The organism is Mesorhizobium sp. LNHC229A00 (assembly GCF_000502415.1).
Lineage (GTDB): Bacteria > Pseudomonadota > Alphaproteobacteria > Rhizobiales > Rhizobiaceae > Mesorhizobium.
The window spans coordinates 141,181-154,484 of the sequence record NZ_AYWQ01000009.1; the positions used below are offsets into that span (position 1 = coordinate 141,181).

The window sequence follows — 13,304 nt, forward strand, 5'->3', positions numbered from 1 at the left end:
GGCCGCGAAAATGAAGCAGTCGCAAATGACGGCGCCGTGGCCTCACATTCGTGACCGTCGCCGTTTGCGTGGCCAAAAGCGCTTTGATATACGGGCGGCATCCCCGGCCGACGCCACGCGGGCAAGGCCGTCCCATTCCCAGCAACGAGGCATTCTTTCCATGGCGAAGATCAAGGTGGCGAACCCGGTCGTCGAACTCGACGGCGACGAGATGACCCGCATCATCTGGCAGTTCATCAAGGACAAGCTGATCCACCCTTATCTCGACCTCAAGCTCGAATATTACGACCTGGGCGTCGAGCATCGCGACGCCACCAACGACCAGGTGACCATCGATTCGGCCAACGCCATCAAGAAATACGGTGTCGGCGTGAAATGCGCGACCATCACCCCCGACGAGCAGCGCGTCGAGGAATTCAAGCTGAAGAAGATGTGGAAATCGCCGAACGGCACCATCCGCAACATTTTGGGCGGCACCATCTTTCGCGAGCCGATCATCATGAAGAACGTGCCGCGCCTGGTGCCCGGCTGGACCAAGCCGATCATCGTCGGCCGCCACGCCTTCGGCGACCAGTATCGCGCCACTGATTTCCGCTTTCCCGGCAAGGGCAAGCTGACGATCAAGTTCGTCGGCGAGGACGGCCAGGTCATAGAGCACGACGTGTTCGACGCGCCCGGCGCCGGTGTCGCCATGGCCATGTACAATCTCGACGAGTCCATCCGCGAATTCGCCCGGGCGTCGCTGAACTACGGCCTGCTGCGCAACTATCCGGTCTACCTGTCGACCAAGAACACCATCCTCAAGGCCTATGACGGCCGCTTCAAGGATATTTTCCAGGACGTTTACGAGGCTGAATTCGAGGCCGAGTTCAAGTCGAAGAAGCTTTGGTACGAGCACCGCCTGATCGACGACATGGTGGCCTCGAGCCTGAAATGGTCGGGCGGCTATGTCTGGGCCTGCAAGAACTATGACGGCGACGTCCAGTCCGACACGGTGGCGCAAGGGTTCGGTTCGCTCGGCCTGATGACCTCGGTGCTGATGACGCCCGATGGCAAGACCGTGGAAGCGGAAGCCGCGCACGGCACCGTGACGCGCCACTATCGCCAGCATCAGAAGGGCGAGGAAACCTCGACCAATTCGATCGCGTCGATCTTCGCCTGGACGCGAGGCCTCGCGCACCGCGCCAAGCTCGACGACAACGTCGAACTGAAGCGTTTTTCCGAGACGCTGGAAAAGGTCTGCATCCAGACTGTCGAGAGCGGCTTCATGACCAAGGACCTGTCGCTCTTGATCGGCCCCGATCAGCCTTGGCTCTCGACCACCGGCTTCCTCGACAAGATCGACGAGAATTTGCAGAAAGCGATGGCCTAACCCACCTCGAGGACAAATGGGCAAGCCGGTCGTCTACGGCGCGGACTACAGCGTCTATGTACGCATCGTCCGGCTTGCGCTCGAGGAGAAAGGCATTGCCTACGACATAGTGCCGGTCGACATCTTTGCAGAAGGTGGCGTGCCGGAATGGTACGGCAAACACCATCCCTTCGGCCGCATCCCGGCCTTCGAGCATGATACTTTCCGCCTGTTCGAGGCGAGCGCGATCGCTCGCTACGTCGACGAGGGTTTTGCGGGCCCTGCTCTCCAGCCGACCGATCCGCTCGCCCGCGCAACCATGAACCAGATCATCGGCATACTCGACGCCTATGCTTACAGGGCGATGGTATGGGACGTCGCCGTCGAGCGGCTGCAGAAGACGGAGCCGGACGTGGCTTTGATCGCCAATGGCCTTCGGCAAGCCGAGACGGTGCTCAAGGTGTTGACGTCACTGAAGGCACAAGGCCCATGGTTGCTCGGCAACCAGCTGACGCTTGCCGATCTGCACGCGGCGCCGATCATCGCCTACTTCGTCAAGGTTCCAGAAGGGCACAACTTGCTGACGCAGTTTGCAGGCATCTGGGATTTGTATTTGCGAATGGCTGGCCGCCCGAGCTTCGTGCGTACCGAAAAAGCGTAATTCGAGGTGAGCTTCCTCGACGTCAGCGCCGCCCCTCATTGCCCTGCCGGGCCTTTCTCTCCGTGAACGGGGAGAAAGAGGCTGGTCGCGTTGCCGGCGCTCTCCTGCAACGAGGGCGATTGGCGAAGGCCGCGACGAAAGCGCCCTTCTCCCCGTTCAACAGGGAGAAGATGGCGGCAGCCAGATGAGGGGCGGCGCTGCCCTAAGAGAAAGGATTTCGCCTAGCCCCACGCGTGGGTAGCTACGCTGCTTCCAGCGCCGCCCTCACTGCCGCGATCGCATCATCGGCCTTCGACGCATCCGGGCCGCCGGCCTGGGCCATGTCGGGGCGGCCGCCGCCGCCCTGCCCGCCCAATGCGGCGGAGGCCACGCGAACAAGGTCGACGGCGCTGAAGCGGCTGACGAGATCAGCGGTGACTGCGACCACGACGCTCGCCTTGTTGTCCTCGCCGGCGCCAACGAACACGACGACGCCAGAGCCCAACGAAGTCTTGCCCGCGTCGGCCAACGGTTTCAGGTCCTTCGGCGAGACACCTGACACCGCCTTGCCGAGGAAGCCGACNCCGCCGCAGAGCTCGACCGAATAAGGCCGGTTGGCCTTGGCGCCATGCAAGCCCGTGCCCATCGACACGACGCGCACCTCATCGCCATACTTCTCGCCGAACAGCGCCATCGCGCCCTCTGCAATGGCGTCGTCGACTGACATCAGGCGCGTGGTCACCGGGCCATTCTGCACGACGATCTCGTTGGCCATGCGCTCGACCTCTTCCAGCTCCTGCGCGGAGATCGGCTTGTTGTGCGAGATGTCGAAGCGCAGACGCTCGGGTGCGACCAACGAGCCCTTCTGCGCGACATGGGTGCCCAGCACCTCGCGCAACGCCTCGTGGATCAGGTGCGTCGCGGAGTGGTTGGCGCGCAGCCTGGAGCGCCTGGCATGATCGACCTTCAGTTCGACCGCGGCACCCGCCCTGACCATGCCTGCGACCACCTTGCCGAGATGCACGAAAAGGCCATCGGCTTTCTTCTGCGTGTCGGAGATCTCGATCGAGAAGCCCTCGCCCGAGATCATGCCGGTGTCACCCATCTGGCCGCCGGACTCGCCGTAGAACGGCGTCTGGTTGACGACCACGGCGACCGCATCGCCCTTGCCGGCGCTGTCGACGGTCTTGCCATCCTTGACCAGCGCCTCGATGAGGCCTTCCGCCTGCTCGGTTTCGTAGCCGAGGAATTCGGTGGCGCCGGTCTTTTCACGCACGGAAAACCAAACCGTCTCGGTGGCGGCCTCGCCGGACCCGGCCCAGTGCTTGCGCGCCTCCGCCTTCTGCTGCTCCATCGCATTGGTGAAACCGGCAAGGTCGACCGAGATGCCGCGCTGCCGCAGCGCATCCTGCGTCAGGTCGAGCGGGAAACCATAGGTGTCGTAGAGCTTGAACGCCGTTTCGCCATCGAGCATGTCGCCGGCGCCGAGCTTCTCCGTCGCCTCGGAGAGCAGCCCGAGGCCACGCACCAGCGTCTTGCGGAAGCGGGTCTCCTCGAGTTTCAGGGTCTCGGCAATCATCGTTTCGCCGCGTGCCAGTTCGGGATAGGCCTGGCCCATCTCGCGCACCAGCGCCGGCACCAGCTTGCACATCAGCGGCTCGTTCGCCCCCAGCAACTGCGCATGGCGCATGGCGCGGCGCATGATGCGGCGCAGCACATAGCCGCGGCCTTCGTTCGACGGCAGCACGCCGTCGGCGACCAGGAAGGAGGACGAGCGCAGATGGTCGGCAATGACGCGGTAGGACGCGACCGTTTCGGCGTCGGGCGCGCGCCCAAGTGCCGAGGACGCCGCATCGATCAAATGACGAAACAGGTCGGTCTCGAAGACGCTCTCCACCCCTTGCAGGATGGATGCCATGCGCTCCAGGCCCATCCCTGTGTCGATCGACGGGCGCGGCAGGTCGACCCGCTCCTCTTTCGTCACCTGCTCGTACTGCATGAACACCAGGTTCCAGAATTCAAGGAAGCGATCGCCGTCTTCCTCGGGACTGCCGGGAGGCCCACCCCAGATGTGCTCGCCACGATCGATGAAGATTTCCGAGCATGGTCCGCAAGGACCGGTGTCGCCCATCGCCCAGAAATTGTCGGAGGTCGGGATGCGGATGATGCGATCGTCGGAGAAACCAGCGATCTTCTTCCAGAAGCCGGCCGCCTCGTCGTCCGTGTGATAGACGGTGACCAGCAGCTTGTCCTTCTTCAGCCCGAACTCCCTGGTGATGAGGTTCCAGGCAAGCTCGATGGCACGCTCCTTGAAGTAATCGCCGAAAGAGAAATTGCCCAGCATCTCGAAGAAGGTCAGGTGGCGCGCGGTATAGCCGACATTGTCGAGATCGTTGTGCTTGCCGCCGGCGCGAACGCTTTTCTGAGCTGTGGTGGCACGCGAATAGGGTCGCTTCTCCAAACCGGTGAAGACGTTCTTGAACTGCACCATGCCGGCATTGGTGAACATCAATGTCGGATCGTTGCGCGGCACGAGCGGGCTCGAGGCCACGACCTCGTGGCCCTCCTTGCGGAAATAGTCGAGAAAGGTCGACCGGATCTCGTTGACGCCACTCATGGATACTGCCTTTTCAAGAGAGCCGCCGGCCGGACCGGCGGGAGATGGCTCTGTATTTTCTAGAAGATGCAGTTGGCCTTTTAGCCGTAGCTCTTGACCCTGTCCAGAAACACGGAATTAAGCCAATTCGCGCTTTGCACCGGCACTTGCGGGGCCGCCCAAACGAAAACCGCCAGCGCGATGGCCGGCGGTTTGGAACGCGGTACTACAGAACTCTGTTACTTAAGCATCGGGTAATAGGCTGGATTTCTGGCCAAACTCCGGCCGTTGCCTACATCGCGCCGGCTTCGTCCTCAAAACCGTCGTCCCCATTGCCCTCGGAGCCACCATTTTCGAGGAACTTTTCGGCGATCAATCCGGCATTCTGCCTGAGCGCCAGCTCGATCTCGCGCGCGGTATCGGGATTGTCGCGCAGGAACAGTTTCGCATTCTCGCGGCCCTGGCCGAGACGTTGCGAATTGTAGGAGAACCAGGCGCCCGATTTCTCGACCACGCCGGCCTTGACACCAAGGTCGACCAGCTCGCCGGTCTTGGAGACGCCCTCGCCATACATGATGTCGAACTCGACCACCTTGAAGGGCGGCGCCAGCTTGTTCTTGACCACCTTGACGCGGGTCTGGTTGCCGACGACCTCGTCGCGATCCTTGACCGAGCCGATACGGCGGATGTCGAGGCGAACCGAAGCGTAGAATTTCAGTGCGTTGCCGCCGGTCGTGGTTTCGGGCGAACCGAACATGACGCCGATCTTCATGCGAATCTGGTTGATGAAGATGACCATGGTGTTGGAGCGCGAGATCGAGGCGGTCAGCTTGCGCAACGCCTGGCTCATCAGGCGGGCCTGCAGGCCCGGCAGCGAATCGCCCATCTCGCCCTCGATCTCGGCACGCGGCGTCAGCGCCGCCACCGAATCGACCACCAGCACGTCGATGGCGCCGGAACGCACCAGCGTGTCGCAAATCTCCAGCGCCTGCTCGCCGGTGTCGGGCTGCGAGATCAGCAGGTTTTCAAGATCGACGCCGAGCTTGCGGGCGTAGACCGGATCGAGCGCGTGTTCGGCATCGACGAAGGCGCAGATGCCGCCCTTCTTCTGGGCTTCAGCCACGGTGTGCAGGGCCAGGGTCGTCTTACCGGAGCTTTCCGGCCCATAGATCTCGATGATACGGCCGCGCGGCAAGCCACCGACGCCGAGCGCGATGTCGAGACCGAGCGAGCCGGTCGGCACCGTTTCGATCTCGACGACCTGCTCGTTGGCGCCGAGCCGCATGATCGAGCCCTTGCCGAAAGCCCGCTCGATTTGCGACAGCGCCGCATCCAGAGCCTTTGATTTGTCCACTGCCTTATCCTCTACCAGCCGCAAAGAATTCTGAGCCATGATACATCACCCCTTGGTCGTCAATGAAGGCCGGACAATCCGTAATCCCTGCCATTTTGTACCTTTTTTGTTCTCATTTGGCAAGGGGTGACAACCAACTGAAAAACAAGCGATATTGCGATTTGTTCTTTTTTTGTCTCGCAATCCCGGGCACGAACGGGCTCCGCATTGGGCCAGACGGCTCGATCGTATCGCCCGGCCGAATCGCCGACCTGCATGCGAAGCTCTGTCGCGCACTCTAGCGCTTGTGCGGCTGCAACAACAAAGGTCATATCGCCGCCATGGTGGAATCCCCGAAGATACTGGCCTTGGGCGGCGCCCATATCGACCGGCGTGGCCAGGTGTACGGTCCCTACGTGCCGGCAGCCTCCAATCCCGGCACGATGCGCGAGGATGTCGGCGGGGGCGTCTTCAATGCGTTGCGCAGCATGGTGCGGCGCGGCGTGTCGGCCTCCCTGTTGTCGATGCGGGGCGGCGATGCGTCGGCCGATACGGTTTCACGGGCCATCGCCGAGGCAGGCATCGCTGATCTTTCGGCGGTGTTCCTCGACCGTGCCACGCCGAGCTACACGGCATTGATCGATCGCGAGGGCGAATTGATCGTCGGCTTTGCCGACATGGCGCTGTATGACTTGGCTTTTCCCAAGCAGATCAGGCGTTCCAAGATACGCCAGGAGGTGGCCGCCGCCGATGCCATCCTGTGCGACGCCAATTTGCCGTCGGCCGCCCTGGAGCGGCTGCTGTCGCTCGCCGCCGGCAAACCGGTTTTCGCCATCGCGATTTCGCCGGCGAAGGTAACGCGGCTGATACCGGTTCTCGGCGGGCTGGCCCAGCTTTTCATGAACCGGCGAGAGGCCGTCGTGCTGGCTGGCGTCAATGCAGGGGCCGCCGAGCGGGAAATGGTCGATGGGTTGCGGTGCAGCGGCCTTGCCCGCGGCGTGGTCACGGCCGGTAACGGCCCTGTGCTGGGTTTCGACGAGGCAGGCGCCTTTTCGATCCTGCCGCCTGTCCCCAGAAAAGTCGCCGATGTCACCGGCGCCGGCGACGCGCTGGCAGGTGCGACGGTCGCAGCACTGCTGCGCGGCCTGCCACTGCGCCAGGCCGTGCGCGAGGGCGTCGCCGCGGCAACGCTGGCCATCGAAAGCGCCAATGCAGTGCCCGAATTCACCGCGGCGAGCTTCGCGGAAGCGCTGGCCCTTGTGCCGGATGCCAGGGAAGTGGCATGAGACCGGCAAATTCATAACGCGCATCGAAGCCACGCTTTCCTGATGGATGCGCCGCACTCCGGATTGGAGATCAGAGAATGACGCCAGAGACCGCTCGCCCCTTCATCGATATCCACGCACCGGTGGCGCAGGCCCTGGCCGCCGGGCGCCCGGTGGTGGCGCTCGAAAGTACCATCATCACCCATGGCATGCCCTATCCCGACAATGGCGCCATGGCGGCCAATGTCGAAAAGATCATCGCTGACGGCGGCGCGGTGCCGGCAACCATCGCGGTGGTCAACGGCCGCATCAAGATCGGGCTTTCGGACGGCGAACGCGAATCGCTGGCGATGACCGGTGACGCCATGAAGCTGTCGCGCGCCGATCTCGGCTTCGCCGTCGCGCAAGGCCGCACCGGTGGCACCACCGTCGCCGCTACCATGATCGCGGCTGATATGGTCGGGATAAAGGTGTTCGCCACCGGCGGCATTGGCGGCGTGCACAAGGGGGCGGAAAAGAGCTTCGACATCTCGGCCGACCTCGATGAATTGGCGCGTACACCGGTCATCGTCGTCTCGGCCGGCGCCAAGGCGATCCTCGACATCGAAAAGACGCTGGAAGTGTTGGAGACCCGCGGCGTGCCCGTGGTCGGCCATGGCTGCGAGACGATGCCGGCCTTCTGGTCGCGGCAGTCACCGTTCCGGGCGCCATTGACCTTGCACAGACCGGAAGATATCGCGCATTTCTACCGGACACGCCTCGCTCTGGGCTCGGGCGGCGGCATGCTGATTGCCAATCCCGTGCCGGAATCCCACGAAATCCCCGCTGAAGAAATGGCGGGCTACATCGAAGCCGCCCAAAAGGCGGCCGAAGCCCTCAACGTCACCGGCAAGGCCGTGACGCCGTTCCTGCTGGGAAAAATCCTCGAACTCACCGGCGGCCGCAGCCTGAAGACCAACATCGCGCTGGTCGAGAACAATGCAAGGCTGGCGGCTGAGATCGCCAAGGCGCTGTAGGGTCTGCCAAGAAAGTCCCCCCTCGTCCGGTTTGCCAAGGTCGAATTACCGGGAGCAATTCGGGGCAATCCGACCTCTTCCCGAGGGGAGAGGAGCTTGCAGCTTCAACGCAAACCTCTTCTCCCGGCGGGGAGAAGGTGGCCGCGAAGCGGCCGGATGAGGGGGTGGCTTCGCGCTGGCGGGAGCCTACTTCCCCGCCCGCCGCCCAGCCTCATAGGCGCGTCGCGCCCACACCGTCATTTCGTCGGGATCGTCGAATGCGCTGTCGGGAATGCTCCAATAGGGCATGGCGACAAGCTTGCCGTGGCGAGAGCCGGTGTAGGTCCATTGCTGGCAGCCCGCGGCTTGGAACTCCGATGCGCTCTGCTCGTCGGCTTTCAGCAGCAATTCGCCGCGCAGCACGATGGCGACGATGACGCCGTCGAAATAGATGCCCTTGCCGCCGAATAGTTTTCGGATGCTGACCGGACCGAGGCCGTCGAACAGTTCTGCTATGCGCTCATTGTCCATGCCGCGATCATGTCACCGGCATTTGGCCTTGTCATCGCCGCAACCAAAATCATGCTGACAGGTTGTGACTATCCTGTCGGAGTTTTTGCCATGCCTGTGCTGCTCAAGGGGTCCTGTCGCTGCGGCGCCGTGCGTTTCGAGGTGGAAAGCCACACACCCGTGCCATTCATGCTGTGCTACTGCTCGATCTGTCGCAAGCAGCAGGGCGGCGGCGGCTTCGCCATCAATCTCGGCGCCGTCAACGACACGCTGAACATCAGAGGCAAGAGCAATCTCGGCGTCTATCGCGCCGAGATCGAGGATGACGAGCATCCCCACTGCGAGATCTCGACCGGGGAGCGCAATTTTTGCCGCAAATGCGGGTCGGCGCTCTGGCTCTACGACCCAACCTGGCCAGAGCTGGTGCATCCCTTCGCGTCGGCGATCGACATCGACCTGCCCAAGCCGCCGGAGAAGGTGCATCTGATGCTGAAATACAAGGCGAACTGGGTCGAGCCTGATGTCGGACCGAGCGACAAGGTGTTCGAGGTCTATCCCGAGGAATCGATCGCCGACTGGCACAAGCGGACCGGCATGTGGGTTGAGTAGCGATTTCCACTACAAGAAGAATCATGTTCCTAGAGCGCTTTGATCATCCTGTAGAGCCCGCCAAAAGCGGCTATCAAACCAAAAATGGTTGAAATTCCAAGCAGTACAGCCATATCGATTCTATCTGCCTTGAACGCGTAAATTCCAAACAAACCGGTAACGGCTGGAATACACAACTCGAACGCAACGTACATGAGCATAATATTTACTGGTATAGGTTTACACAATATATGTAAATCAAGAGACATCCGTATCTCTCTGTTACTCAAATTCATGTCCAAAAATAGATTACGCTTAGCGTATCGGTAAACANTCGGCGCTCTGGCTCTACGACCCAACCTGGCCAGAGCTGGTGCATCCCTTCGCGTCGGCGATCGACATCGACTTGTTACTCAAATTCATGTCCAAAAATAGATTACGCTTAGCGTATCGGTAAACACCGTGGTATGCGAAATAGGCAAACGCCATTATTAATAGCGATGCGAAAACCAGTGGTACGATTTGGCTGTCCATGGAAATTCGCTTCAAAAGCCATCAAATTCTGACACCGGCAAATTATACAATGGTGCGCTGGCCGCGCTTCAGGCCGTGGCGCGCGCCTCGGCCAGCGCTTTGAGATCGGCCGGCTTCAGTTCGACGGATTCGCCGCAGCCGCAGGCCGAACTCTGGTTCGGGTTGTGGAAGGTGAAGCCGGTGCGCAACGTCGTCTGCTCGAAATCCATCTCGGTGCCGAACAGGAAAAGGGCGGCTTCCGGCGCCACATAGACATGGGCGCCATCGCGCTCGATATGGTCGTCCTTGGTGTTGGGGTCGGTCACCAGGTCGACCGTATATTCCATGCCGGCGCAGCCGCCCTTCTTGATGCCAAGGCGGATGCCATGCGCGTTTTCGCGCGTGGCGACGATCTCGCGCACCCGGTCGGCGGCCTTATCGGTCATCGTGATGACGGCAAAGCGTCCCATGTTTTCCTTCTCCATTCCATGCAGGTTCAAGGCCTGCCGAATGATTCCTCACCTAAAATGGTGAAGTTTTACCACTGGCGCAAGTGTGCCAGGTTCGGCGCTAGTACCAGCCCACCGCCACCTGCGCCTCTTCCGACATACGGTCGGGCGTCCAGGGCGGGTCGAAGGTCATATTGACCTCGACGCCGGAGACGCCCTCGACGGCGCCGACGGCATTTTCCACCCAGCCAGGCATTTCGCCGGCCACAGGGCAGCCGGGGGCGGTCAGCGTCATGTCGATCTTGACCGAGCGGTCGTCCTCGACGTCGATCTTGTAGACGAGGCCAAGCTCGTAGATATCGGCCGGGATTTCCGGGTCGTAGACCGTCTTCAGCGCCGAGACGATGTCGTCGGTCAGCCGTGCCAGCTCATCGGCGGGGATGGCCGAGGCGGAAACGACGCTGTTGCCGGCGGCTTCCGGCGTAGCTTCGGTGGTGGTGCTCACATCATCCATGTTCGTCATCCGAAGAATTTGCGCGCTTTTTCAAGCGCCTCGGCCAAAGCGTCGACTTCGGCCCTGGTATTATACATGCCGAACGATGCCCTGCATGTGGAGGTTACGCCAAAGCGTTTCAACAGCGGCTGGGCGCAATGGGTGCCGGCACGGACCGCCACCCCTTGCCTGTCTATCACCATCGAGACGTCATGAGCATGAATACCCCTTAGTTCGAAGGAGATGATGGCGCCCTTGCCGGGCGCGTCGCCAAAGATGCGCAGCGAGTTGATGGCGCGCAGGCGTTCGTGGGCGTAGGTCTTGAGGTCTTCCTCATGCGCGGCGATGCGCTCACGACCGACAGAGTCCATGTAGTCGAGCGCGGCGCCCAACCCGATCGCCTGGACGATCGGCGGCGTGCCGGCCTCGAAGCGATGCGGCGGGTCGTTGTAGGTGACGATGTCTTCCGTCACCTCCTCGATCATCTCGCCGCCGCCCATGAAGGGCCGCATGCCGGCGAGACTATCCTTCTTGCCGTAGAGCACACCGATGCCCGAGGGACCATAGACCTTGTGGCCGGTGAAGACGAAGAAATCGCAATCGAGATCCTGGACGTCCACGGCCATGTGCACCGCGCTCTGGCTGCCGTCGACAAGCACCGGAATTCCACGCGCATGCGCGATGCGCACGATCTCCTTGATCGGTGTCACCGTGCCCAGCGCGTTCGACATTTGCGTGATGGCGACGAGCTTGGTGCGGCTGGTCAGCCGTTTCTCGAATTCCTCGATATGGAAGACGCCGAGATCGTCAACCGGCACCCAGACCAGCTTGGCGCCCTGCCGCTCGCGGATGAAGTGCCAGGGCACGATGTTGGAATGGTGCTCCATGATCGACAGCACGATCTCATCGCCCTCGCCGATATTGGGCATGCCATAGCCATAGGCGACGGTGTTGATGGCCGACGTCGTGTTGGAGGTGAAGACGATGTTGTCGGTGCTTGGCGCGTTGAGAAAACGGCGCACCGTTTCCCGCGCCTTTTCGTACGCGTCGGTGGCGGCATTGGACAGGAAATGCAGGCCGCGGTGGACGTTGGCGTATTCCTGGCTGTAGGCGTGCTGGATCGTGTCGAGCACTACCCGCGGCTTTTGTGCGGAGGCCCCGTTGTCGAGATAGACGAGCGGCTTGCCATAGACTTCCCGCGACAGGATCGGGAAGTCGCGGCGGATCGCCTCGACGTCGTAGAAATCTCCAATCTTGCCCGGTGCGTTCATCAGCTTCATCCGTGCGTCACAAACCACTCATCGAGCTTCGCTTCCAGCGCCTCGACAATCGTCTCGTCGTCCAGTTCCTCGATCACCTCGGCGACGAAGGCTTTGACCAGCAGACCGCGCGCGCTCTTTTCGTCGACACCGCGCGCCATCAGGTAGAACAGATGGTCGTGGTCGATCTCGGTCACCGTCGCGCCGTGGCCGCAGACGACGTCGTCGGCGAAAATCTCGAGTTCGGGCTTGGTCGAGAACTCGCCGTCGTCCGACAGCAACAGCGTGTTGCAGGCCATCTTAGCGTTGGTCTTCTGCGCATATTGATGGACGTTGATGCGGCCCTGGAAGACGCCACGCGCCTTGCCGGTCACCACATTGCGGACGATCTCCGTCGAGGTCGTGTGCGGCACGGCGTGGTCGAGCACCATGGTCACGTCAGTGTGGGTGTCGCCGGCGAGCAGGTTGATGCCGCGCAATTGGAAGTCGGCGCCTTCGCCTGTCGTCCTGACCATGATCTCCTGGCGCACAAGCTTGCCGCCGGCGTTCATGACGAACAGCGTCAGTTTCGCGTTCTTGCCGATATGGGCCTTGAACTGTGCCAGATGCGTCGCCGTCTCCGGCTGCTCCTGCACGATCAGCCACGTTACCTCGGCGCCTTCGCCGAGCACGAGTTGGCTGACAGAACTGACCAGCGCCGCGCCATCACCTGCCTGACGCTCGACGATGACGGCCTTGGCGCCGGCGCCGGCGCGAACGGCCAAGCGCACATGGGTCTGGCCGCCGGCCTGCAAATTCTGCAGCTCGAACGGCTTTTCCAGTTCGGCGCCATCGGCGATGTCGATGAAGTAACCGTCGGCGACGAAAGCCGTGTTCAGCGCACCGATGGCATCGTCATTGCCATAGGGATCCAGGCCCGGCGCGATGCTGCCGTCAATCAGCTTTTCCGACAGGCGCTGGACGCTGACGCCCTCGACAACCGGCGCCTTGGCGCTCGATACGCCGTTCAACAGGCTCAGAACCGTCGAACCTTCAACGATTGGCGCAATCGCTTTCGCCGCCGCGGCCGGGTCGAACTCCGGCACCGCGCTCAAAAGGCGGCGCAGGTCGGTATAATGCCAGGATTCGATGCGTCTCGTCGGCAAGCCGTGCTTGATCGTTTCGATGGCGTCGTCGCGCTTCAGCATTACCGCGCCGTCGCCCGGCAACAGCGACAGCCTGTCGCCGAACGCGTCGATCAACGCGGTCTCGGCCGGTGTGCGCTGCGGTTGTGAATGCATATTCATCAGCTTTGCCCCGTCTTTTGGCACAA

General features: G+C 62.0%; 12 protein-coding genes and 1 pseudogene. 6 read left to right on the forward strand and 7 right to left on the reverse strand.

The features are described from left to right. Positions 1-160 precede the first annotated feature (160 nt). Both X742_RS150855 and X742_RS150850 read left to right on the forward strand, forming a co-directional pair. On the forward strand, positions 161-1,372 hold the full coding sequence (locus tag X742_RS150855) for an NADP-dependent isocitrate dehydrogenase (RefSeq protein ID WP_023773187.1): 1,212 nt from the start codon (positions 161-163) through the stop codon (positions 1,370-1,372). Between the two features lie 16 nt (positions 1,373-1,388). Further along, positions 1,389-2,012: a glutathione S-transferase family protein gene (locus X742_RS150850; RefSeq protein ID WP_023773188.1), complete on the forward strand. Its 624-nt coding sequence runs from the start codon at positions 1,389-1,391 to the stop codon at positions 2,010-2,012. 241 nt (positions 2,013-2,253) lie between these two features. Here the strand turns inward: X742_RS150850 and alaS are convergent, their stop codons facing one another. Next, complete coding sequence (gene alaS, locus X742_RS150845) at positions 2,254-4,608, reverse strand: alanine--tRNA ligase (RefSeq protein ID WP_023773189.1); 2,355 nt, start codon at positions 4,606-4,608, stop codon at positions 2,254-2,256. A gap of 271 nt (positions 4,609-4,879) precedes the next feature. After that, positions 4,880-5,980 (reverse strand): recombinase RecA, encoded by a 1,101-nt coding sequence (gene recA, locus X742_RS150840; RefSeq protein WP_013895892.1) that lies wholly within the window; start codon positions 5,978-5,980, stop codon positions 4,880-4,882. 281 nt (positions 5,981-6,261) lie between these two features. Between recA and X742_RS150835 the strand changes: the two genes are divergently transcribed. Together X742_RS150835 and X742_RS150830 are read left to right on the forward strand one after the other, a co-directional pair. Continuing rightward, on the forward strand, positions 6,262-7,206 hold the full coding sequence (locus tag X742_RS150835) for a carbohydrate kinase family protein (protein ID WP_023773190.1): 945 nt from the start codon (positions 6,262-6,264) through the stop codon (positions 7,204-7,206). 77 nt (positions 7,207-7,283) lie between these two features. Further along, positions 7,284-8,201: a pseudouridine-5'-phosphate glycosidase gene (locus X742_RS150830; RefSeq protein WP_023773191.1), complete on the forward strand. Its 918-nt coding sequence runs from the start codon at positions 7,284-7,286 to the stop codon at positions 8,199-8,201. Between the two features lie 186 nt (positions 8,202-8,387). On the opposite strand, the gene X742_RS150825 is transcribed toward X742_RS150830, so the two are convergent. Beyond that, positions 8,388-8,711: a TfoX/Sxy family protein gene (locus tag X742_RS150825; protein ID WP_023773192.1), complete on the reverse strand. Its 324-nt coding sequence runs from the start codon at positions 8,709-8,711 to the stop codon at positions 8,388-8,390. 90 nt (positions 8,712-8,801) lie between these two features. Between X742_RS150825 and X742_RS150820 the strand changes: the two genes are divergently transcribed. Both X742_RS150820 and X742_RS1000000175830 read left to right on the forward strand, forming a co-directional pair. After that, complete coding sequence (locus tag X742_RS150820) at positions 8,802-9,299, forward strand: GFA family protein (RefSeq protein WP_023773193.1); 498 nt, start codon at positions 8,802-8,804, stop codon at positions 9,297-9,299. Between the two features lie 313 nt (positions 9,300-9,612). Continuing rightward, a pseudogene (locus X742_RS1000000175830) lies at positions 9,613-9,684 on the forward strand (GFA family protein); the annotation flags it as partial. A gap of 196 nt (positions 9,685-9,880) precedes the next feature. On the opposite strand, the gene sufA reads toward X742_RS1000000175830, so the two are convergent. The 4 genes from sufA to sufD form a co-directional block, all read right to left on the reverse strand. Beyond that, positions 9,881-10,261: a Fe-S cluster assembly scaffold SufA gene (sufA, locus tag X742_RS150810; RefSeq protein ID WP_023773196.1), complete on the reverse strand. Its 381-nt coding sequence runs from the start codon at positions 10,259-10,261 to the stop codon at positions 9,881-9,883. Positions 10,262-10,361: 100 nt separating this feature from the next. Continuing rightward, positions 10,362-10,754 (reverse strand): SUF system Fe-S cluster assembly protein, encoded by a 393-nt coding sequence (locus X742_RS150805; protein WP_023773197.1) that lies wholly within the window; start codon positions 10,752-10,754, stop codon positions 10,362-10,364. Between the two features lie 5 nt (positions 10,755-10,759). Then, entirely contained in the window at positions 10,760-12,004 is a 1,245-nt protein-coding gene (locus X742_RS150800; RefSeq protein WP_023773198.1) for a cysteine desulfurase, read from the reverse strand. Positions 12,005-12,009: 5 nt separating this feature from the next. Continuing rightward, entirely contained in the window at positions 12,010-13,278 is a 1,269-nt protein-coding gene (gene sufD, locus X742_RS150795; protein ID WP_023773199.1) for a Fe-S cluster assembly protein SufD, read from the reverse strand. Between the last annotated feature and the right edge of the window lie 26 nt (positions 13,279-13,304).